Annotated in this window: 20 protein-coding genes; 4 read left to right on the top strand and 16 right to left on the bottom strand. The window is 60.8% G+C overall.

Annotated features, from left to right (window positions below; all coding sequences use genetic code 11):
- From LI94_RS12850 to LI94_RS12880, 7 genes are all read right to left on the bottom strand, one after another.
- Positions 1-765: cytochrome P450 (locus tag LI94_RS12850; RefSeq protein WP_046301422.1), on the bottom strand; the 765-nt coding region annotated here is incomplete at its 3' end.
- Between the two features lie 115 nt (positions 766-880).
- Positions 881-2416, bottom strand: a complete 1536-nt coding sequence (locus tag LI94_RS12855; RefSeq protein WP_046285470.1) for an NAD(P)/FAD-dependent oxidoreductase — start codon at positions 2414-2416, stop codon at positions 881-883.
- Between the two features lie 61 nt (positions 2417-2477).
- Positions 2478-3443: an alpha/beta hydrolase gene (locus tag LI94_RS12860; RefSeq protein ID WP_046285469.1), complete on the bottom strand. Its 966-nt coding sequence runs from the start codon at positions 3441-3443 to the stop codon at positions 2478-2480.
- Positions 3440-4957 carry an NAD(P)/FAD-dependent oxidoreductase gene (locus LI94_RS12865; protein ID WP_046285468.1) on the bottom strand — a complete coding sequence of 506 codons (1518 nt, stop codon included), beginning with the start codon at positions 4955-4957 and terminating at the stop codon, positions 3440-3442. Before LI94_RS12865 ends, LI94_RS12860 begins: the two co-directional genes overlap by 4 nt.
- Before the next feature lie 47 nt (positions 4958-5004).
- Positions 5005-6504, bottom strand: coding sequence for an NAD(P)/FAD-dependent oxidoreductase (locus LI94_RS12870; RefSeq protein WP_046285467.1), 1500 nt, complete (start codon positions 6502-6504; stop codon positions 5005-5007).
- Positions 6501-7424, bottom strand: coding sequence for a hypothetical protein (locus LI94_RS12875; protein WP_046285466.1), 924 nt, complete (start codon positions 7422-7424; stop codon positions 6501-6503). The genes LI94_RS12870 and LI94_RS12875 overlap by 4 nt, the downstream gene beginning before the upstream one ends.
- A 1-nt stretch (position 7425) precedes the next feature.
- Positions 7426-8292 (bottom strand): SDR family NAD(P)-dependent oxidoreductase, encoded by an 867-nt coding sequence (locus LI94_RS12880; protein ID WP_046285465.1) that lies wholly within the window; start codon positions 8290-8292, stop codon positions 7426-7428.
- A gap of 128 nt (positions 8293-8420) precedes the next feature.
- Here LI94_RS12880 and LI94_RS12885 point away from each other — a divergent pair, with 128 nt between their 5' ends.
- On the top strand, positions 8421-9053 hold the full coding sequence (locus LI94_RS12885) for a TetR/AcrR family transcriptional regulator (protein WP_095562669.1): 633 nt from the start codon (positions 8421-8423) through the stop codon (positions 9051-9053).
- A gap of 166 nt (positions 9054-9219) precedes the next feature.
- Here LI94_RS12885 and LI94_RS12890 read toward each other — a convergent pair whose 3' ends face one another.
- The gene (locus LI94_RS12890; RefSeq protein ID WP_046285464.1) at positions 9220-10089 is read right to left on the bottom strand and encodes a metal-dependent hydrolase; all 870 of its coding nucleotides are present in this window, start codon (positions 10087-10089) and stop codon (positions 9220-9222) included.
- Between the two features lie 73 nt (positions 10090-10162).
- On the opposite strand from LI94_RS12890, the gene LI94_RS12895 reads away from it, so the two are divergent.
- Positions 10163-10849, top strand: a complete 687-nt coding sequence (locus LI94_RS12895) for a TetR/AcrR family transcriptional regulator (protein ID WP_046285463.1) — start codon at positions 10163-10165, stop codon at positions 10847-10849.
- Positions 10850-11014: 165 nt separating this feature from the next.
- Here LI94_RS12895 and LI94_RS24955 read toward each other — a convergent pair whose 3' ends face one another.
- Positions 11015-11392, bottom strand: coding sequence for a PaaI family thioesterase (locus LI94_RS24955; protein ID WP_073916453.1), 378 nt, complete (start codon positions 11390-11392; stop codon positions 11015-11017).
- Here LI94_RS24955 and LI94_RS25200 point away from each other — a divergent pair.
- Positions 11360-11641, top strand: coding sequence for a hypothetical protein (locus LI94_RS25200; RefSeq protein ID WP_163648679.1), 282 nt, complete (start codon positions 11360-11362; stop codon positions 11639-11641). The two genes, LI94_RS24955 and LI94_RS25200, sit on opposite strands and share 33 nt — an antisense overlap.
- 335 nt (positions 11642-11976) lie before the next feature.
- Here the strand turns inward: LI94_RS25200 and LI94_RS12915 are convergent, their stop codons facing one another.
- The 7 genes from LI94_RS12915 to LI94_RS12945 all read right to left on the bottom strand — a co-directional run bounded on the left by LI94_RS12915 (position 11977) and on the right by LI94_RS12945 (position 19776).
- Positions 11977-13077: a BtrH N-terminal domain-containing protein gene (locus tag LI94_RS12915; protein WP_046285460.1), complete on the bottom strand. Its 1101-nt coding sequence runs from the start codon at positions 13075-13077 to the stop codon at positions 11977-11979.
- Between the two features lie 277 nt (positions 13078-13354).
- Positions 13355-14461, bottom strand: a complete 1107-nt coding sequence (locus LI94_RS12920; RefSeq protein WP_046188899.1) for an NDMA-dependent alcohol dehydrogenase — start codon at positions 14459-14461, stop codon at positions 13355-13357.
- 46 nt (positions 14462-14507) lie between these two features.
- Positions 14508-16124 carry a fatty acid--CoA ligase gene (locus tag LI94_RS12925; protein WP_081288818.1) on the bottom strand — a complete coding sequence of 539 codons (1617 nt, stop codon included), beginning with the start codon at positions 16122-16124 and terminating at the stop codon, positions 14508-14510.
- A 48-nt stretch (positions 16125-16172) separates the two neighbouring features.
- Positions 16173-16583, bottom strand: coding sequence for an SCP2 sterol-binding domain-containing protein (locus LI94_RS12930; protein ID WP_016889191.1), 411 nt, complete (start codon positions 16581-16583; stop codon positions 16173-16175).
- 261 nt (positions 16584-16844) lie between these two features.
- Positions 16845-18047, bottom strand: coding sequence for an FAD-dependent oxidoreductase (locus tag LI94_RS12935; protein ID WP_046285459.1), 1203 nt, complete (start codon positions 18045-18047; stop codon positions 16845-16847).
- Positions 18044-19384 carry a cytochrome P450 gene (locus LI94_RS12940; protein WP_046285458.1) on the bottom strand — a complete coding sequence of 447 codons (1341 nt, stop codon included), beginning with the start codon at positions 19382-19384 and terminating at the stop codon, positions 18044-18046. The genes LI94_RS12935 and LI94_RS12940 overlap by 4 nt, the downstream gene beginning before the upstream one ends.
- A 71-nt stretch (positions 19385-19455) precedes the next feature.
- Entirely contained in the window at positions 19456-19776 is a 321-nt protein-coding gene (locus tag LI94_RS12945; protein ID WP_012394830.1) for a 2Fe-2S iron-sulfur cluster-binding protein, read from the bottom strand.
- 117 nt (positions 19777-19893) lie between these two features.
- On the opposite strand from LI94_RS12945, the gene LI94_RS12950 reads away from it, so the two are divergent.
- Positions 19894-20842: AraC family transcriptional regulator ligand-binding domain-containing protein (locus LI94_RS12950; RefSeq protein WP_192830969.1), on the top strand; the 949-nt coding region annotated here is incomplete at its 3' end.

The following is a 20842-nucleotide window of genomic DNA, read 5'->3' on the forward strand; positions in this document are numbered from 1 at the left end:
ATGTGTATAAGAGACAGCCTCCAACACGCGCCGCCCATGCACGCCGGCGCGGAACCTGGTGCCCGGGAGTGGAACTCGCACAAAGGAACTCGCCGCGCGAACAGTGGAAATGAACGCCTCGTTGACAGCAGCGCTCTCGTCCTTGCCGCGGCCACCCATGAAGACATCCGTGGCAATATCGAGGGTGAGATTCTTCAACAACGGGTAGATCCGGACCGACGGACCGGTCGGCCACGCGGGCACGGCTGCGCGAACGCACGGGGCCACCTGCCCGACATATCCGGTCAGGCGAGGACGCGTGAACGCCTCCTGCATGATGCGCCGGTGCATCAAATGTTCGTCGAAGCTCATGAGCATCAACCCGCGATGGAAGAAAGCATCGATCAAGAAGGACCAGCCATCCTGAGAAAAGGCCTTGGCTTCGCTTGTGAACGCCTCACGCGTTGCGTCTGGACCGGCGATGACCACCATTTTGGTACCGAATGCGCCCATCCACGACACCGAGCCCAAACGTTCGTAACGCTCCCGACTGAATTCTGAACCAAATCGGATGTAGTCGACAGTGTGCCCCAGCAACGGGAGTCCAGCGTCCCCTAGGACGGCTCTCAGCCCAGATCCGGCGGGGGCCAGCGCAAGTTCCCGGACTCTCCAGTCCCGACTCCACTGTCGCCATTTGTCATCGACGACGCGGGGGGCGGGCGCCAACAGGACAGACGTCAACCGCTCCTTGGGGTGACGCGTGAGTGCGAGAAGCTGATTAGCCACGATGCCTCCTGGGCGCTCTGCTGCACGGGTATCTGGTAACAGTTTACATAGATGTGCTGAATGTCAATATTCGAACAATGAACAGTGAAATGTTAGACACCGCCTGCGACCCGGATCATCTGCGCAGCCTCGCGCCGTTCTCACTCGGGCCGTCTAACTGAAGGCGTTCAACGTGCCTGAATAGATAATCGTGATTGCGTGGTTTGCGGGTGAGGATCCGGTAGGCAAATGTAGGCCCAGGCCAGTTCGTCGGGATCGCGCCACTCGAGGTCGTGTACCAGCTCGCGCAAAGCGCCCACACCGACCTTCGCAGCCGCCGGCCCAATCGTGTGTTGTAGCTTTGCTCGATGTCTGGCCTGACGTCGACCGTACGCCCTGGGGCACTCGCCAAAATCTTGATGAGGGCACCGACATAGCGGACCTGAGACTCGATCATGTAAATGATCGACCCGGAACCGACGTTCGTGTTCGGGCCATAGAGGAGAAAGAGATTCGGGAACATCGGGACTGTAATGCCCAGGTATGCGTGCGCCTGCGTCCCCCACACCTCGTCCAGAGTCACTCCGCCCCAGCCGCGAACACGCATCGGGGCGAGGAAGTCGGTAGCGCGGAAACCTGTTCCGTAAATGACGACGTCCGCGTGGTGGAGTACGCCATCGTCGGTCACGACTCCCTTGTCGCAAAGCTTCGCAACCGCGTTGGTCACCAACGAGACTTCACCGTTGGCAATCGCGGGGTAGTAATCATTCGAGAACAACACCCGCTTGCACCCCGGCGCATCTGATGGCGTGAGTTGCCGGCGCAGCATTGGATCGGCAACCTGCCGATGGAGGTGGTAGCGGGCGACCGCGCCGAGAATGCGTGACAAGGGCTTCGCGTCGACCAACGTCACTGCGAGCACTTCAAAAATCAGCCATACCGCGAAACGCTCAAGACGCGGCCACAGCGGCAGAACCTTAATCAGCTGTTGGTGAAGACGTCCGTACCTGCTGTCCCACTTCGGCAAAATCCAAGGCGCCGTGCGCTGATACAGCGTTACGCGCTGTGCCTCGTGTGCGATCCATGGCACAAACTGTATCGCGCTTGCGCCTGTCCCGATGACGGCTACTTCCTTGCCGCGCAGCGATACCGAATGGTCCCAACGCGCCGAATGAAAACGCGGCCCCTCGAAGGTGTCTTCGCCGGCAATATTCGGCGTATGAGGTCGCGAGAGCTGCCCCACGGCCGAAATCACGACATCGCACCAGATCGTCTCGCTGGATTCGGTCACCAAACGCCAACGGCCGGCCTGTTCATCGAAGGTCATCTCGACGACTTCGGTCCGCGTGCGCAGCTGCAGGTCCATTCCGTCGGCCAGGACGAGTCGGCGAAGATATTGGAGTATCTCGGGCTGTTCTGCATAACGTCTCGACCAACGAGTGTTGGGCTTGTCCGAGAGTGAGTACAACGCTGACGGCACGTCGCAAGCCGCTCCTGGATAGGTGTTGTCGCGCCAGACGCCGCCGATGTCTGCAGCCTTTTCCACCATGGTGAAGTTGGTGAATCCGTCCCTCTTCAGCTGATGGGCCATGGCGATACCCGCGACGCCGGCCCCGATGATCACTATCGACGGATCGTGTCCTCGAGGATCCCTCGCAAAGCCGCCTGTCATGAGACAGCTAAGAAGCAGTTGATGGCGCGGTGGCAGTGGAGCATCCACGGTCCCAACACTTTCACCGGTGGGCCGAAGCTTTCAGGAAGTTTCCAGCGCGGTGGATCGCCTCACGAGCCTCGGGCAGGATTCGGAACATGGCTTGGAACACGTGGATCTGTCCCCGGTACACCTGTATCTCAACGCTTGATCCGGCCGATCGGAGGCGGTCGGCAAGATGCCTCGAGTCATCGATCAACATTTCTCTTCCGCCTACCTGAATCAGGATCGGTGGCATGGACCTGAGGTCTGCGTCGAGCACGCTGATTCGCTCATTGCGGTGATCTGCACCAGCCACGTACAGGTCAAGAGCGCGGGCCGCGGACCGAGCAGAGGCGAAAGGATCACGGCGGCGAAGTTCGCGTGCCCTCGCGAGTTCACATGTCAGATCCAGGACCGGAGACATGAGAAGCATCGAATCCGGCAGCGGAAGTCCGTCACTACGTGCGCCAAGGGCGGTGGCCATCGTGAGCTGGCCGCCCGCCGAGTCCCCGGCCACCGCAACACCGCGTTCGCCGGAAGCCGAAGGCTGCCCTGTGACGAGCCAGCGGTATGCGTTCAGTGCATCGTCGGCGGCAGCGGGAAAGGGATAGCGTGGAGCTAGCCGATACCTCACCGCAAAGATGGGCCGACCGCTCGCGGAGGCAAGTTCACCGAGCAGGCCGCGGTGGGTAGCCGGTGAGCACATGGAGTAGGCGCCGCCATGAATGTAGAGCAACGGAACCGCGTGTGGATCGACTGCAGGAGAAGTGATCCAATCCCCGCGTATCTGATTCCCGGCGAACTCGGTATCTATTGTGCGAACCGCCACGCTTCGGCGGGGCCGCGATCCCACAAGCGCCATCCGGAGTACGCGATCCATCACCGCGAGGCCGTGGGCGTTCGACGGGATGAGTTGCGACAGCGGACGCAGTGTGTTTCGCGAAGTCATTGCCACGAAATGACTTGCAAGACTGGGGCGCCGGTCCGTCGCATCAGTGTCGGTCACCGTGCGCCCACGGATTCTGCGCGACGTTCAAATCGGTAATCGGAGAGCCGGAAGGTGCGGCTACGCCAGTAAGTCTCCAGGGTCGTTGACGGACGCAACGGAACATCGCCGTGTTTGTCGAAATAGTAACTGTTGGCATTGGAACAGCTCGGCTGCCAGAAAACCTGTCGATGTCGGCGGTTAACCATGTCAGCGAAGTAGCGGTCGTTCGCCTGCTGTCTGACCTCTACGTAATCAGCCTTCAGCGTGCGCGCACGACGAAGACAGCGGACGATATGCCGACTTTGCGCCTCGATGAGTGTGAAGTAGGAGGAGCCGTTGTAACCATAGGGACCGAAGATATTGAAGTGATTCGGGAACCCTGGGACGCTCACACCCTCGAAGGCTTGGAGGCGGTGCTCATCCCACCAGGCAGACTGCTCCACTCCACCGCGTCCCTTCAGCACATAAGTCGGCATATTGCCCGACTCCATCACTTTGAACCCGGTGGCCAAGACCATGACATCGATCGGATAACTCTTGCCATCTTCCGTGTGAACCGAGGCATGGTCGACATGGGTGATGCCGCTGGTCTCGAGCGAAACATTGCGACGGTTGTACGTTGCGAGATAGGAATTGTGGAAACTCGGTCGCTTACAACCCAACGAATAGCGAGGAATGAGTTGGTCTCGAGTCACCGGATCGTCGACCGCCCGACGCATATAGCGTTTCGCCGCCTCTTCCATGAGGTCCGACACAGGGATCAACGAGTGAAAATGAGCTGCGATTGGAAATGTGAACTCGACGAACGCCTGACTCGCAGTGCGCGTCATCAGTTGTGCCCCTGGCACCAACCGCATCACTGTCGCGGCCCAGCTCGGTATGGAGAAATCCGGCTTCGGCAAGCAGTAAATCGGCGTTCGCTGGAAGACCGTCAGACTTGATGCGATCTTCGCGATTTCGGGAATCAGCTGCACCGCAGATGCCCCAGTCCCGATCACCGCCACCCGCTTACCGGTGAGATCTTTCGTGTGGTCCCATCTGGCCGTATGCAGCGTCACGCCGGCGAAGTCGCGCACTCCTGGAATATCAGGCCACTTCGGCCGACTGAGAACGCCAGAGCAATTTATCACAAAACGCGCGGTCAGATTCTGACCAGAGGAGCAGCTCAGCCGCCATAGTGCGGCGCCTTCGTCGAAACAGGCTTCGTCCACAGTCGTGTTGAACCGGATGTAATTTTGGAGTCCGTATTTTTCTACACACCGCTCTGCATAAGCCTTCAACTCATCCCCGTGAGCGTAAGTACGTGACCAGGATGTTCGCATCTCATAAGAGAACTGGTAACTATAGGACGGAATATCGACCGCTATTCCCGGATACGTATTCCAGTGCCATGTGCCGCCGACGCCATCGGCGTCATCGACTATAAGAAAGTCCGCAAATCCGGCCTTCAACAGGCTGATGGCTGTACCAATCCCAGAAAACCCGGCTCCGACTATTACAATTTTGTAGTGCTGCCCAGACTCAGAACCCATTACTTCCTCACGTGCGCTTTGATGTTTACCCTATCCGCTGCTGCAGTTCAGCGTGTTTGTGTCAACTTCAGGTCAGCATCGTCACGCCGAGTGATGTCGTAATCCCGCATATCCAGACGGGACAGTTCCCTGGTGAACTGAGTCGCAAAGCCCGGATACATCGTGCCGTTATAGCCGTCCTCCGTTAAATACCAGCTGCTGCAACCCGAGTTCCATGTCGTGCGTCGTAACCGCCGCTGAATATTGGAGTGGTACGCGTTTTGGCTACCCTCTTTCACATCCAGGGTATGGACTCCGTTACCTTCGTCGCGCAAGAGCTCGATCGCTTTTACGATGTAATCGATTGCTGCCTCCATATATAGAAGGGCAGAGTTGTGGCCAGGACCGGAATTAGGCCCGAAAGTGAAGAACAAATTCGGATAGCCGGCCACACTCACGCTCTTGTAGGCAAATCTCCCCTCAGACCACGCGTCTTCGAGTTTTCGTCCGTCGCGCCCTCGGATCGGAAATGGCGTACCGCGTTTACACACATCGAAGCCTGTCGCGAATACTATGCAGTCCACCTCATGCTCGATGCCGTCGGCGGTTCGAATTCCGTTCGGAGCCAGTGTGGCGATCGGCCAGCTGACGAGTTTGCAGTTATCGGCCTGGAGAGCAGGGTAATAGTCGTTAGTCATAAGCATGCGTTTGCACCCAGGTCTGAACTGCGGTGTTAGCTGACGTCTCAACCAGGTATCCTTCACCTGCCGACGCAGATTCGCCTTCGCGGCCGCTTGGATGACAGATGTGGCAGCGGTATCCCAAACCATGCCCACGGCCATGACCTCATGCGCCCAGAACCACGCACCTCGTAGGGCCTGTTCGGTTGCCGGCATGCGCTTGAAAGTCGAACGCGCCCAGGCCGGATGCCGGAAATTCACCCTCGGTAGGACCCAGCCGGGCGTCCTCTGAAACACCTTGACCGACGCCGCCAACTGGACCAATTCGGGAACGATCTGCACAGCGCTCGCCCCGGTCCCGATAACCGCCACCCTCTTACCGCTCATGTCATAGGAGTGGTCCCACCGAGCACTGTGAATCTTTTTCCCCTCGTACGACTCGATGCCACGAATATCCGGGAAACTGGCGTCAGCAAGTGGTCCGCTAGCCATCACGACTGAACGGCCCCTATACCGCCTGCCGCCGGTCGTGTCGACAACCCACTCTCCGGCATCCTCGTCGAATTCCAGTGCACTCACGTCCGCACCGAAATGAATGAACCTCCCAAGATCGTATTTCGCGACAATCGCGTCGATATAGGCGAGGATCTCTGCGCTCCCCGAGTATGCGCGAGTCCAGCCTGGGTTCGGCTCGAACGAGTAGGAGTACAGCAATGACGGAATGTCGCAGGCGGCGCCGGGGTAAGTGTTGTCACGCCAGGTGCCCCCGATGCGATGTGATCGCTCCAAGATGACAAAGTCGTTAATGCCCGCTTGAAGCATTCTCATCGCCGTACCGATACCCGCGAAGCCGGCGCCGACGATCAAAGTCGTTACCGTGTCCGTCATTTAGCGACCGGTTCATAGGTCAGTTCATCCGTCCATGAAGGCGGTCGCCCGAGTACTTGCACGGGGAAGATGTCGATCGCATTGCCTAAGCGCTGGGAAACGAAGTGAAGGGGTTGGGACCGCTTGATCGAGGAGGACATGTGGGCCTTCAAGATGTGATATCCAGGCACCCTCCGCGTGTGCTCACTGCGGTCCCCGACATTGCCATATCGCGTCACCGCGTTGTACAGCTTCTCTTCGGATAGCCCCATCGCGTTGAGATTCATCAACATGCGCGTGAGAAGCGGTATATACAGCAACGCGCCAGTGAGAATACGGGGGTCCATCACAGCGCCGACCGTTTGGATTGCATGGATTCGCATGGGACTGGCGCCGAGGTCATTCAGGACTTGAAAACCTACTGCAAGGTGCCGCGATTCGTCGCTGTTGACCTTATTGAATACTTCCCCGCAAATTGGGTCGTCGACCTCATCAAGGAGAAATTTCAGCAGGGCCCCGTCCAGCGCGGTCTCCAGTGCGGGAATCGCGGCGCCGATGACAGTCAGGGGAAGAGCCTCAGCGTACCGATCTAGCCACTCGATCACGAGACGGATGTTCTTATTCGGTACAGGCTTTTCGCCTTCCTCGATCATGCCCCAGCGACGCATCAGAGCAAGTTCGGCGTTGGCGTGACGCTGCTCCTCGGCGTGAAAGTAACGGTAAATGTCTCCGAGCGCTTCGAAGGGCGCCTTCGGGGCCATCGCAGCAAAGGCGCGCGCTCCGACATGCTCAATCCACACCACGTCGGACATGAATTGCTTGAGTTTGGGACGCTGTTCGTCGGTGATCAACTCCGCACCAGGGGCGTCCCAATCGATATCGGCGAGAGCCCATTGCTTGTTCTTGATCGTCTCGAGCATGTCGCTATATGCGAACGCCATTTCACTGCTCCCTCTGGTCGGCTGGATCGTTCCACGAGGCCATGCGCTCCACCAGCCCCAACGCGCGCGTAAACGGACCGGGTAAAGCTCTTTTCAGTTGCCACAAAATTTTCGCGTCCAGTTGGGGCACGACATAGATTTGTCCGCGATCGTGCGCGTTCAGAGTCGTTCGAGCCACTTGATCCGGCGAAATGCCGGTCCACCTCATCAGGTTGGTCGCGAGTCTCGCCGCCGACTCCTCAATCTGAGGATTATTGGCGATGTTCGTCTTGACGAAGGTGGGGCAAAGCACTGTGACGTTGACGTTGGTACCGCTGAGTTCGGCCGCCAATGTCTCGGACAGAGCGAGCACGCCGGCCTTACTCACGTTGTATGCGCCCATTCGGGGCGCCGAGCCGAAACTTGCGGCGGACGCCACATTGATCACTCCGCCCCGGCCGTTGCTCCGGAGGCGAGGAACAAAAGTCTCGCAACCGTAGATAACACCCCAAAGGTTGACAGAAATCGCAGCGTTCCAGTCCTCGACCGACGTATCGCCGATGCGATTGCCGCCGGCACCGATTCCGGCGTTGTTGATCACCAGACTCGCCGCCTTGCCGAACCAGTCTTCACTGGCATCAGCGAGGTTACGGACCTGCTCAAGTTCGGTGACGTCGCATACGACGTCGAAACCCTCGCCGCCGGCCTGCCTCACCATCTCGGCCGACTCCTTCGCAGTGATGGGGTCTTTGTCCGCACACACAACACGTCCACCTCTGCGAGCAAGCTCAACGGCGAACGCGCGGCCGATACCGCTCCCTGCGCCTGTGACTACTGCGTGGGCGCGGTGGGTTCTACCTGGTGAATTACCGAACGGCAAGAACCTCATCTGCTTGCCCTTTGGATCGCGACACTGATTTCCGGTGCGGGAGGATATTCATTTGGGGGCATCAGCCACCATTGGGGTCGCATGCCACCAGTTTGGGCGTGAGCCCGACGTTTTGTCAAGATGGTGAGGTGAGGTCGAGAAGCAAGGTCTGGGGTGGTCGGACCGGTGCTGAGCGTCGAGCAGAGCGACGGCAGCAATTGATCGAGGCTGCGACCGAGATTTGGAGTGAGAGCGGTTGGGCCGCAGTGACTATGCGCGGCGTTTGCGCCCGGACAGGGCTCAACGATCGATACTTCTACGAGGACTTCAAGACGCGCGAGGATCTTCTCGTCGCAGCGTGGGATGGCGTTCGCAATGACATGCTCGGCGAGGTTTCCGCGCTCTTCGACGAGCGTGTGGATCGGCCGCCGATCGAAACCATCACCGCGGCGATCGCCATCGTGGTTGACCGGATCGCACGCGATCCTGGCCGGGCGCACATCCTCCTCGCTCAGCATGTAGGTAGCTCACCGCTGCAAGATCGCCGCGCTGTGGCGCTGCAGGAGGCAACGCAGTTGGTCGTCGAGGCAAGCCGGCCACATCTCAGAGAAGACGCCGACGAGACGGCCCTTCGTATGGACACTTTGGTTGCGGTGGGGGGGTTCGTCGAAGTCATCACGGCCTGGCACTCCGGTTTGCTTGCGGTGACCGAAAAGGAAGTGGTCGCGCACACTAGCCGACTGGCTGAAACCTTGGCTCAACGCTACGTCGTCAGCGGCTGAGGCTTAACCTTTCCGTGAGTTTCGAGGCCGACTGCATTTGTCTGTATGACTGTCGCCTTGACCCGCCACCGGGCATCCAATCCGTGACGACAGGCGCGCTGTCGTTTGTTTGGAGGAACGACGCAGAAACAGTGTCTTTCTGCGTCGCCCTCCTCACGCACTTTTGCTACCCAGGCTGAGCGATGACCTTCTGTGAGCCGTCTTGGTCGAACAGTTCCTTGCTCCATCGCTCCAGGACCGCGGCACTGTCCCAATCATCAGGGTGGAAGCCGGGGCGGTTGTACGAACGGAATCGCTGCAGCGCATCGGCGGTGAACATCGGGGTGCGACTGAAGCGATGTAGGCTACGCACCAACGTGACCGGGTTATACGAGGCCTTGTCAGAGGCCATCGAAAGCGCAGTCTGCAGAATGAGTTCGCCGAACAGAATTGCAGAGGCGATCCGCATGCCCCGTACGCGGGTGCGCTCGGTGCCTCCAATCAGCCGATAGGCGTCGAAGGCGACGGCTTTGTGCTCCGACTCCTCGAACGCATGCCACAGCAGAATCGGTCGAACCTCTGTCTGTCCGATGAGCTTCTGGGCGTCATCGCTGGTGAGAATGATTTCAGCGAGCGTCGCGGTGTAGTGCTCCAATGCAGAGGTCATCGACAGCCGCATTTCTGGCGAAAAGCGCCGCTCCAATAGCTTGATCAGGCGTGCGACGTGGCGGTCGATCCGCGCGGTCGGATAACCCATGGCCTGGAGCCGTTCGTTGAGGAGCCGATGCTGGTGTCGGTGTGTGGCCTCTTGTCCGATGAAACCCTTGACCGCTGTCAGCAATTGGGGATCGTCGATGGAACTCTGGAAATACTTGACCGAGCGGATGAAGAAGTCTTCCCCTTCCGGGAAGGTCGCAGAAAGCACCGAGATGAAATGGCTCATCACCAGGTCGCCATCCACGAAGTGTTGCCGCTTCGTGGAGGTGGGCATGGGGAAACGAACGCGCCGGGGTTTTGGCAATACACGGCTCTTGGTCGAGGCTCGATCTTCCGGCATCTTGACGGGGTCCTTCCTCCGTAGTCTGATCTGACTTTAGGCCTTGTCACATGAGACTGCCAGAATGTAGGGCATGAGTCCAGCACGTGTTTATGGCGGGCTGTCCGCAACTCAACGCGATGCGCAGCGCCGCGCACTGCTGATTGACGCCGCGGTCGCGCTCATGGGCAAGCAGGGAGCCGCCGCGTGCACCGTGACCGCTGTGTGTACGGAGTCAGGAGTGACGAGCCGGTACTTCTACCAGCAGTTTCGCGACAGAGACGCGCTCCTGCGTGCGATGTTCACCAAGATCTCCACCACCTTCCAAGCCGTGATCACCAAGGCGATACCGGATGACACCGTTGCTCCTCAAGAACTCGCTTACGCTCCGATAAAGGCCCTGGTTCAGATGATCGAGAACGATCCCAGCATGGCCCGCATATTGTTTGTCGAATCGGGCGCTGAACCCCTGCTTCGGCAGCTGCGAAGCGAACTGATGTCCGAATTTGCGGAGCTCGTCCTCAGAGAGGCCCGCCTGCATCTCGATATACCCAGCGAGGTGATTCAGGTCGCAGATCTCGCCGCTACCTACGGTGTCGGGGGCCTGTTCGAGATTCTCCGTCGCTGGATAGACGGACAACTAAACCTATCGACCGAAGTGCTTATCGAGCATTGTGCGGGTTTTCTCGGCAGTCTTGGCCTGTATACCCTCGGCCAGAAACCTGACCCGGCCGCTTCGCACATCCAGGTCGATATCAACTCCCCTGCGGGCCACAGCTGATGAGACCGGCGGTCTTTTCGCCGACACGCTGCGGCGTCACGCTACCGAAGGCTGGTACACCACGATGTGGTCGAGTACGCGTTTGCTTAGCAAACCCGCCTGTCGGCCCCGGTTTAATCCGAGCAGCCTGCGCCGGTTGAAAAATGAGCAGATTTACGGGTTGCGTCATCCCTCCCAGGGTGGTCGCGCAGTGCAGCGTATTGACGACGCCTTCTGTATGGAGCTAGTGAAGTGATCCAGCGTGACGACGACGAATAACCCGGACGCGGACGCGACCAGCTGGCCGGTGGCTTCCTCGCGCAATTCTGCCCGCACTTCGAGTTTCCGGCCGGTTCTGGACACGAGCTCCGCGCTGACCTCGTAGGGAACCCCCAGCAATACCGGCGCGAAGAACTCGGTGTCGAGCTTACGGGTGACGGCCATCTCACCGACGACGTAGAGCAGCATGCCCACCGTGTCGTCAAGAACCGTCATGACTGCGCCGCCATGTGCGATCCCGGGTGCGCCGCGATGTCGGCCGTCGAAGATATGCCTGGCGCCCACCCCGTCGCCACGCCGACGCGCTCGCAGGCGATGACCGTGCGGATTGTCTGTGCCGCAACCAAGGCACCACGGATGGTGCGCATCGAGGTAGTCGCCGTCGGCGGCGATAACACGATTCTGAAAGTTATGCCACCACGCGATGGCCGAATCTTCTGCTTGCTCGTCGATGACGAAATCCTCCTAAATAGGACCACGCAGTGCATGGACCACCATGCGACTGAAGAACTGCGCCGACGTCGGCTGGGCTGATCGCCGGAAGACAGTATGTAAAGGACTCGTTAGCCCGCCGAGATCATCGCTGCGGTACACCTTCCAGTTCGGTCACTATCAGCCATTTGGTCCTGCCCCGCAATACGCCCTCGACGCTGTCGCCGCATAGCTCGCCCGATAATGCTCGGGGTCGTCGTCGGTGCTATAGGGGTCATACCAAATCCTGTCCCCCACAGCGGTGACGGTCAACCTCGCCTTCTGCACAAGGGTCACGAACGTCACCGACCGCGTTCTGGGCGAAGCGCTGAACATCGTCATGCTGCCAATCGAGAAACCAGTAGTCTCCAGGAAACTCGATTGGTTTGAAGTGCCACTCACAGATAGCCTTTCAGATGAGCTTCGATGCCGGTATCGACAGTGCCAACGGATCGACTGGCCGTTTCGAGGGCTTCGACGAGGCGCGTTTCGGCGTCCGGGATCGTCGCGGCGACTTTGGCCGCAGCTAGACTACGACTCCGTAGCGATGTGCCGGCATCCGTGGCTGCGGCCGCAAGCGTAGACCACGCTTTGGAAGCATGTCGGGCCGCGGCAGCCGCTTCGGCAGTGGCGGCGTCATCTAGGAGATCGGCGATGTTCTGGCAACCGTGTGCCTGCAGCGTACGAAAGAGCCCGCCGCCGGTACCGGCTTTCTCGATGAACGCCCCGAGCCCGAACAATGCCGCGGTCAGGGCATCGTCATCGAACAGCGTTGGCCAATGCCCTACGTCATCGGCGAAGTCCTGCACACCCTTCAAACCGGAAGATTCGACTTCAGCTGCCTCGATGCGCAGTAGCGGCGCACCTACGGCACCGCCGCGCATGAACGCTGCGCTCGCGGCGAGTGAAGCGGCCGCGATCGGCCCAAGGTCTGGCACTCGCTCTGGCCAGTCGACGTGATATGTGGTGTGCCGGGTAGGTGTGGGAAACCCGACCGAGGACCGCGCCCGGCGTAGGTCGTCGTAGGCCACCGTCTGGGTTGTCTCGCGGTCATTATCGACCACATAGGCGACCCGTTGTTCGTCATCGTATCCGGTGATGACAATGTCGTGACGGCTCATGTGCAATCGGACGCGCAGGTAAGGAAGTTCGCCGATGTCAGCCCAGACCATGACGGGTCGACCTTTGTCGATTTCGTCGGTCACAAATGCCCATCCCACGTCCGGGTCATCGGTCGATCGCACGACGAACTTTGCGCCAACCCGGGAGAGGTAATCTTGTTCCAGGTCGCTTCCTCGTCCTACCAGGTACACCTGGGGGAACAACTGCGTAGAGCGGACGTACGAGAAGTCCAAGGCTCCGCCGAGGGTGAAGACCAATCCTTCACTGAGTGCTTCTGTCCCCCATCCGAGTTGGGCCCATTCAGTAAGGTCACGAAGCGCACCGGAACCACAGTGCCCTCCCCTCCTATGGGGATAGGGAATTTGAATCCTCGTCATCGCCGCTTCCTCTCTTGTCAGTAGCACTGTTGAGACTCGTCAAAAGCTACGTTTCATCACGGCTTCCCGGCTGACAGTAGGTGCCAACACCAACACGCGTGACCGCAGCCAACCTCAGCCGCGCATCTCGACCGCCTATGGCGATGGGGCACATTGACTTTCGATCGCTAGTCCTGCATCAACACGTCAACGGTAAGAGCCACAGACGCGCAGCACTCAACCGTTGTACTCAGCTCGCTTGCTCCCGTGGTCGCGCTCCCGCGCTTCGGCTGCTTTATCAGAATCGGATGAGTCCTCGGATGTTGCGGCCCGATCGCATATCCGCGTAGCCTTCGTTGATCTGATCGAGGGTGTACTCACGGGTGATCAGCTCATCCAGCTTGAGGTGTCCGGCGTTGTAGAGCTCGACGAGCCGCGGGATGTCGTGGGCGGCGTTCGACGAACCGTACAGAGCGCCGCGGATCTGCTTTTCATACAGCGTCAATTCCAGCAGTGAACCCGACATCGAGGTGTCTTCGGGGTGCCCGATCGCGGTAACGACCACACGGCCGCGTTTACCGACCAAGGACAGCGCCTCGCCGATGTAGGACCCTTCGGCGACATCGGTGGTCAAGACGCAGACATCGGCGAGTTTGCCGCGGGTGATGTCACTGATCAGTGACCAGGCCTCGTCGATCGTGGCAACGGCATGCGTCGCACCGAAACCGCCGGCTTGTTCACGCTTGAACGCCACCGGATCGACAGCCACGATGTTCAACGCGCCCGCGATGCGGGCACCCTGAATCGCATTCATGCCGATGCCACCGGCTCCGATCACTACCACGGTATCCCCGGCACGCACCTCACCGGTGCGCACCGCCGACCCGTACCCGGTCGTCACACCACACCCGATCAACGCCGCCTTGTCCAGCGGTGTCCCCTGGTCGATTTTGACCAGAGACGCCTTGGGGACCACGGTGTATTCCGAGAACGTGCCCAGCAGGCACATCTGGCCGACGTCCTCACCCCGGGCATGGAAACGGTAAGTGCCGTCGATCTGGGGTCCCATCATGAGCGCGGCACCCAAGTCGCACATGTTCCCCATCCCCCGCGCGCAATAGGAACAGTGCCCACACGACGGCAGGAACGTCAGGATCACCGAATCGCCCTCGGCGACGTTCTCGACACCCGCACCCACTTCGACCACGGTGCCGGCACCCTCGTGGCCACCGACGACGGGCAGCGGAATGGGCAGGTCGCCGGTCACGAGGTGTTCGTCGGAATGGCACAACCCGGTCGCGGTCAGCTGGACGAGCACTTCATCGGGGCCGGGAGGATCCAACTCGATGTCCTCGACTTCCCACTTTTCTCCTAGGCCCCACAGCACTGCAGCACGTGTCTTCATATGTGTCTCCTTAACGTCAGTGTTTCGGTCGCAGTGGATTGATGATTCACGCCAGCGTCTCGATGATGAGGTCACCGTCGCCGAACTGGCGGCGCAGCTTCTTCTTGTCGAACTTGCCAGTGGAAGTCAGCGGAATGTCGGTGACGAACGCCCACCGTTCCGGTAGCCACCACTTGGCCACCCGCGCACGCAGAAATTCGGTCAGCTCCGCCGCGGTGGCGGTGCGGTCGGCAGCCAGGACGACCACCGCCAGCGGCCGTTCCTGCCACTTGTCGTCGGGCACTCCAATCACCGTGGCGGTGCGCACCGCAGGGTGAGCGGCCAACTCGTTCTCCAATTCCACCGAGGAGATCCATTCGCCCCCGGACTTGATGACATCCTTGGAGCGGTCGGTCAGCGCGATGAACGCGTCCGCGCTGATCGTCCCGACGTCCCCGGTACGCAACCACCCGTCCGGCGACGCCGCCGGACTGTCATTCTCGTAATACGACTGAGTGATCCACGGGCCGCGGACTTGAATCTCCCCCACCGATTTTCCGTCCCACGGTTGTTCTGCACCGCTGTCATCGACGATGCGGGCCTGCACACCGGCCACCACCCGGCCCTGGGTTGCGCGCAGGTGAAGCGACCTCTCCGGGGTATCAGAACTCCGCGGCAGAGCGACCGAGGCCAGCGGGGAAGTCTCAGTCATCCCCCAAGCCTGCACAATGCGGATGCCCAGCTCGTCATAGGCGGTCATCAACGACCGCGGAACCGCCGAACCACCGCAGGCCACCATCTTCAGCGAACTCACGTCATGGCCGGGATTGTCGCGCAGGTAGTGCAGAACATCGGTCCAGATCGTCGGCACCGCCCCCGCCATCGTCGGTCGCACCGCCTCGATCATCTCCACTAGAGGCCCCGCCTGCAGGAAACGGTCAGGCAGCAGAAGCTGCGCGCCGGCCATCATCGCCGCATACGGCAACCCCCACGCGTTGGCGTGGAACATCGGAACGATCGCCAACACCGTGTCGTCATGACCGATGCCCAAGGCATTCGAAGTGCACGCCGCCTGCGAGTGCAACCACGTCGAACGATGGCTGTAGACAACACCTTTCGGATGCCCGGTGGTACCGCTCGTATAGCACATCGCTGCGGCCGACTGCTCGTCGACGTCGGGCCAGTCGAACGTACTCGACTGGGCGGCCACCACATCGTCGTACCGTAGGACGTCCTTTCCGCACCCCTCGACCGCGGCAAGATCGCCGGTTCCGGTCACTAGCACCGTGCGCACCGAGGTCATCGACGGCAACGCCGCCGCCAAAAGGGCCAGCACCGTACTGTCGACGATGATCACCCGATCCTCGGCATGATTGGCGATCCACGTCAGCTGTTCCGGCGGCAGCCGCAGGTTCAACGTATGCAGCACCGCGCCCATCGACGGCACCGCCGCGTAACAGTCCAGATGCTCCTGGTTGCTCCACTGTAACGTCGCGACACGCTCATCTCCACGGATGCCGATCTGGCGCAGAGCATTTGCCAACCGTGCCGCACGCTCACCCACCTCGCGATAGGACACCCCAGAGATCTGCCGGGGTCCGCGCGCAGTCAGCACCTCGCGATCGCCATGAACTGCCGAAGCATGGGCCACGATCGCGGGCACAGTCAACGCAACGTCCTGCATCGTGCTCCTCATCGCACACCCGCCCTACAGCCCGCGGTGAGGCGAGGGTCACGCATCGATGAGGTCCTGCCGATTCTGGCTCTCCAGCATCAACCGGTACTCGGGGAACAGGTTCTTGGCCTGCGGGATCAACTTGATCAACTTCGGCACCGGACCTTTCGCACGTACCGTTCCCTTGGCCATCGCCATCGTCAAGTTCACCTTCCCCAACCAGAACTTGTTCCCCGTGTCTGCCGACATGAACAACTCCACGTTGGGCACCGCGGTACTGGCCGCTCCGGTCTCCACCACCTTGTTCGGCATGTCCACCGTCACAACCGCATCCGGATCTGTGTAATGCACCCGCAACACCACACCCGAATTCGCGAGCTTGTCCGCCAGACCTTCCTTCTCCAAACCCCGCCGAAAGATCCCGCCCAGGAAGGCATAGACCTCGTCCTCGTCCCTAAATACCGCCACCGTCAACCTCAACTAACCTCATTGTCAGAACAGAACAGAACAGAACAGGCACCGACTTCTGACGCTGCTCCTCCGGAAAGAATCGTCATGCTCGTTGGGAAACCCCACTAGGTCCTGATGCGCTGCGCCAAGGCGACCGCCGGGCAGCCGCTAGCGTTCCTTTGCCAGCGGGGCTGGATGGCAATTGTCACTGAAGTACCTCTCCAAGACACGCGTCGCATCCGCCGTCGTCGTTCCCACCGCCTACGCACCGCCGGCACCTCAGTCCGAGCCGGCGAGCACCAGTTCGGCCCGTTCGACGGCGACTTGCTGCGTGATGACCCGCTTGCTGAACATGAAGTCGCGGGGACGGTTGATGCAGTCGGCGGCAATGAGCTCGCCGGCACGGAGGTAGAAGCAGGTGAAGTCGCGGTCCCGGGTCGGGTCGCCGCTGAGGACGACCTCGTCGTACCCGGTGTTGAGACCGGCGATCTGGAGCTTGAGGTCGTATTGATCTGACCAGAACCATGGAAGGGCCGCAATCTTCTTGGACTTCCCACAGACGGTCGCGGCGGCGACCTTGGCCTGCTCGGCCGCGCTCGGCACGGACTCCAGGCGGATGCGACGGCCGTAACGGGCCATGTCGTGGCTGGCGCAGTCCCCGGCGGCCACGATGTCGGGGTCGCTAGTCCGGGCCCGATCGTCGATCACGACGCCGTTGTCGACGACCAGGCCCGCGGTGGCGGCGAGCTCGGTGTTCGGCTCCACGCCGATGCCGACAATGACGAGGTCGGCGGGAATTGATTCGCCACTGGCCAGGATTACTTCGCGGACCCTGCCGTCGCCGGACAGAGCCTCGACCAGCGTGCCCGTCCGGATGTTGACGCCCTCCTCCCGGTGGATCCGGTCGAAGAACTCCGATACCTCCGGGGCGGTGACCCGTTCAAGGACGCGCCCGGTCGCCTCGAGCAGGGTGACCTCCAGACCCAGTGCACGCAACGAGGCGGCTGTCTCCAGTCCGATGTAGCCGCCGCCCACGATCACCGCCCGACGCCCGGGGCCGGCGGCCTCTCGGATCATCTCGCCGTCCGCGGCGGTGCGTAGGTAGAAGACTCCGGCCAGGTCCGCTCCCGGGGTGGGGAGCCGACGAGGCCGGGCGCCAGTGCACAGCGCGAGCTTGTCGTAGGGCAGTGCGTCGCCGGTACTCAGCACGACATGACCAGCCGAGCGGTCGATCGCCGCCACCGTCGCATCCAGGAGTCGGATCCGCTGCTTGGCGTAGAAATCCGAGTTGCGGATCGCGAGTTCGGCCAGTTCGCATTTGTCGGCCAGGTACGACTTGGACAGCGGGGGCCGCTGGTAGGGCAACGCCGACTCATCGCCGACGAGGACGATCTCGCCGTCCCACCCTTCTCGGCGAAGACTGGCGGCGAGCTGGGTGCCCGCGTGGCTGGCCCCCGCGATGACCGCTCGCTGCACGGTCATGCGCCACCTTTCGGGATGAGGCGGACCATCAGCTTACTGATCCCCCTCACGAAGTTGGACTGCACGTACTCGGGCTCACCGACGACCTCGATGTTCTCGAACCGCGGAAGCAGCTCCTCCCACAGGATCCGCAACTGCATCTCGGCCAGCCGGTTACCCATACAGCGGTGCACGCCGAAACCGAAGGAGATGTGGTTACGGGCGTTGGCCCGGTCGATAATCAGGTCATCGGGCCGATCGAACACGCGCTCGTCGCGGTTGCCCGAGGCGTACCACATCAGGACCTTATCGCCCTTGCGGATGAACTGCCCGTTGAGCACAGTGTCGGCCTTGGCGATCCGGCGCATATGCGCGAGCGGGGTTTGCCACCGGATGATCTCCGAGACCATGTTGGGGATCAGCTCGGGGTTCGCCTTCAGCTTCTCAAACTGGTCAGGGAACTCGTTCAGCGCCAGAACACCACCGCTCATGGAATTGCGGGTCGTATCGTTGCCACCCACGATCAGCAATACCAAGTTGCCCAAGAACTCCATCGGGCGATCGATCAGGTCCTTGGTGCTCTCGTCGCTCTGCAACATGGTGATCAGATCGAAGCCGGGCAGCTCTCCGGCAGCTTTCCGGGCTGCCTTGTCCCGCCAGTGAGCGCTGAGACCTCTAGCCATATCGACCATGCCGCGAAATATCTCGTCGTTGTCCGAGGGCCCACCGTTGGCTTGCTCCATGGAGGTGGCGAGATCGGACCATTGGACGAGCTTGCGCCGCTGCTCGTACGGGAAGTCCAGCAGCGTGGCCAGCATGCGCGCGGTTAGCTCGATCGAGACGTGCTGCACCCAGTTGAACGGTTCGCCAAGCGGCAGAGCGTCGAGCACGTCTACCACCCGCTCGCGGATGAGGCCCTCCATCTCACGCAGGTTCTTCGGTGCGACCACACCCTGGACAGCCTGCCGTTGCCGGTCGTGTTTCGGGGGGTCCATCGCGATGAACATCGCAATGTCGAGGAAGCGCGGCGGGCTCCCGATGACGATGAACGGCTCGGAGGAGAAGACCTCGTGGTTCTTGTCGACGGCCACGATGTCGGCATGCCGCGTCACCGACCAGAACGGGCCGAACGCGCTGTGGGCCTGATAGTGCACGGGAGCCTCGTTGCGTAGGCGCTCGTAATAGGACTTCCAGCGACCCTGACGATAGAGGAAAGGATTGCTAAGGTCGATGTCGGTCAGTTCAACCTCGTCAGCCGGCGGGATCGGTCGCTCGATGAAGATTTTTTCACCGTTGGTGCCGGTGACCCAGCGCCGCGTTCTGTCGTAGAGGTGGGCGCCCTGGATTATTCGGTCCATCGGAATTGTTGCCTGAGCCTTGGCAGTGACTGCCTCGCGAATATTGCTCACGTCTCACCTCTCTTTCGTCATCACAGTTGGAACTCGGGCAGATGGACGATCAAACCGTCCCACGCCTCAGAGACCTGCATCTGGCAGGACAGCCGGGAGGTCGGCTGACGCTCGGGGTTCATCGCGAGCATCTCCTCTTCATTGGCCCCGGAGAGGCCGACCCGATCGGACCATTGCGGATCGACGATCACATGGCAGGTGCCGCACGCGGCTTCGCCTCCGCAGTCGCCGTCGATGCCGGGCACCGCATTGTTGGTCGCGACCCGCATCAGTGACTGACCTTCCTCGAGAGGCGCCTCATACTTCTCGCCGCCGTGGGAGACAAATGTGACAACTGCCATAGCCAGGCTCCTTGCGTGTCCTCAGTTACTTGACACAAGTCTTGCGCCAGATGAGCGCTGCGGCTATGTTCGCCGGAGTCAGAAACTTGTGATTTCGGCTCAAAGGGGCCATGGTCAGTGAACCCCAATGACGCGGGTGTGCCCCCACTCGCATTCGTGCAAATGCTCGAGAGCCCGGCGTTTGACCCAGACGCCGTCGCGCGGCTTCGCAACATCATGGCTCGCGAAGGAACCGACGAGGCGACGCTGATTCAGCGTGATGTCCAGGCCCCGTTACGGTGGTTTCGTGAGGCGTACCCCGGTCTAGACATCGATCAGGCAACGCTGCTCGGATTTGCGTTAGCCGAACAGGCACAGTTGACGTCCTTCGGCCCGCTGAGTGTTCCGCTGGTCAGCGCGGGCTCAGTGGCCGAGATCGTAGAGCTGCTGACTTATCTGCCGTTGATCACGACGGCTGTCAAAGCACAGTTTCATCCAGATGACCAAGGCCTCACCGTCGGGCTCTGGGGACACACCAGCGATCGGGCCCTGGACTGCCTCGCCGTCACGTACGCCGGGTTGGCGTTGTTGCGACTGCTGGACATGCTCGTCCGTGCGGCGCCGACCCTCACACTCCACTTGAGTTGGCCAGCGCCCGCCGCCTTGAAAGATCGCGAGGACGACCTTACCGCCGGGCGCCTGTTCTTCGACGCTCCGATGTCCTTCCTCCATGTTCCCGCGGACACGCTCAACGAGGTGTGCCGGTTCTCCGATCCCGTCGCATACCGACTCGCCATCGTCGATCTGCAGCGAACTCTCGACCAGCGGAGCGAAACCACGTCGTTCTCGGAGAAGGTGAGACGGCTGCTGCAGAAGGAGCCCGGACGCCGAAGTAAACATTGGTTCGCACATGAGCTGTCAATGTCCACCAGCACACTCAAGCGGCGCCTCTCCGAAGAGGAGACCACCTTTCGCGAGTTGCGCCAAGCATTCCTGCGCGAGCGCGCGATGCTGCAGCTACTCGACCGATCCCTATCGGTGAGTGAGATAGCCACGGATCTCGGATACCTGTCTCTTATACACATCT

The sequence above is a fragment of the Mycobacterium sp. UM_Kg27 genome, from assembly GCF_000972905.1.
Taxonomy (GTDB): domain Bacteria; phylum Actinomycetota; class Actinomycetes; order Mycobacteriales; family Mycobacteriaceae; genus Mycobacterium.

What these genes read in the sequence shown, in the direction of transcription:
- LI94_RS12855 (WP_046285470.1), bottom strand. Translation starts at nt 2,416, where the DNA reads ATGACAGGCGGCTTTGCGAGGGATCCTCGAGGACACGATCCGTCGATA.
- LI94_RS12865 (WP_046285468.1), bottom strand. Translation starts at nt 4,957, where the DNA reads ATGGGTTCTGAGTCTGGGCAGCACTACAAAATTGTAATAGTCGGAGCC.
- LI94_RS12870 (WP_046285467.1), bottom strand. Translation starts at nt 6,504, where the DNA reads ATGACGGACACGGTAACGACTTTGATCGTCGGCGCCGGCTTCGCGGGT.
- LI94_RS12875 (WP_046285466.1), bottom strand. Translation starts at nt 7,424, where the DNA reads ATGGCGTTCGCATATAGCGACATGCTCGAGACGATCAAGAACAAGCAA.
- LI94_RS12880 (WP_046285465.1), bottom strand. Translation starts at nt 8,292, where the DNA reads ATGAGGTTCTTGCCGTTCGGTAATTCACCAGGTAGAACCCACCGCGCC.
- LI94_RS12890 (WP_046285464.1), bottom strand. Translation starts at nt 10,089, where the DNA reads ATGCCGGAAGATCGAGCCTCGACCAAGAGCCGTGTATTGCCAAAACCC.
- LI94_RS12895 (WP_046285463.1), top strand. Translation starts at nt 10,163, where the DNA reads ATGAGTCCAGCACGTGTTTATGGCGGGCTGTCCGCAACTCAACGCGAT.
- LI94_RS25200 (WP_163648679.1), top strand. Translation starts at nt 11,360, where the DNA reads ATGTCGGCCGTCGAAGATATGCCTGGCGCCCACCCCGTCGCCACGCCG.
- LI94_RS12915 (WP_046285460.1), bottom strand. Translation starts at nt 13,077, where the DNA reads ATGACGAGGATTCAAATTCCCTATCCCCATAGGAGGGGAGGGCACTGT.
- LI94_RS12920 (WP_046188899.1), bottom strand. Translation starts at nt 14,461, where the DNA reads ATGAAGACACGTGCTGCAGTGCTGTGGGGCCTAGGAGAAAAGTGGGAA.
- LI94_RS12925 (WP_081288818.1), bottom strand. Translation starts at nt 16,124, where the DNA reads ATGCAGGACGTTGCGTTGACTGTGCCCGCGATCGTGGCCCATGCTTCG.
- LI94_RS12935 (WP_046285459.1), bottom strand. Translation starts at nt 18,047, where the DNA reads ATGACCGTGCAGCGAGCGGTCATCGCGGGGGCCAGCCACGCGGGCACC.
- LI94_RS12940 (WP_046285458.1), bottom strand. Translation starts at nt 19,384, where the DNA reads ATGGACCGAATAATCCAGGGCGCCCACCTCTACGACAGAACGCGGCGC.
- LI94_RS12945 (WP_012394830.1), bottom strand. Translation starts at nt 19,776, where the DNA reads ATGGCAGTTGTCACATTTGTCTCCCACGGCGGCGAGAAGTATGAGGCG.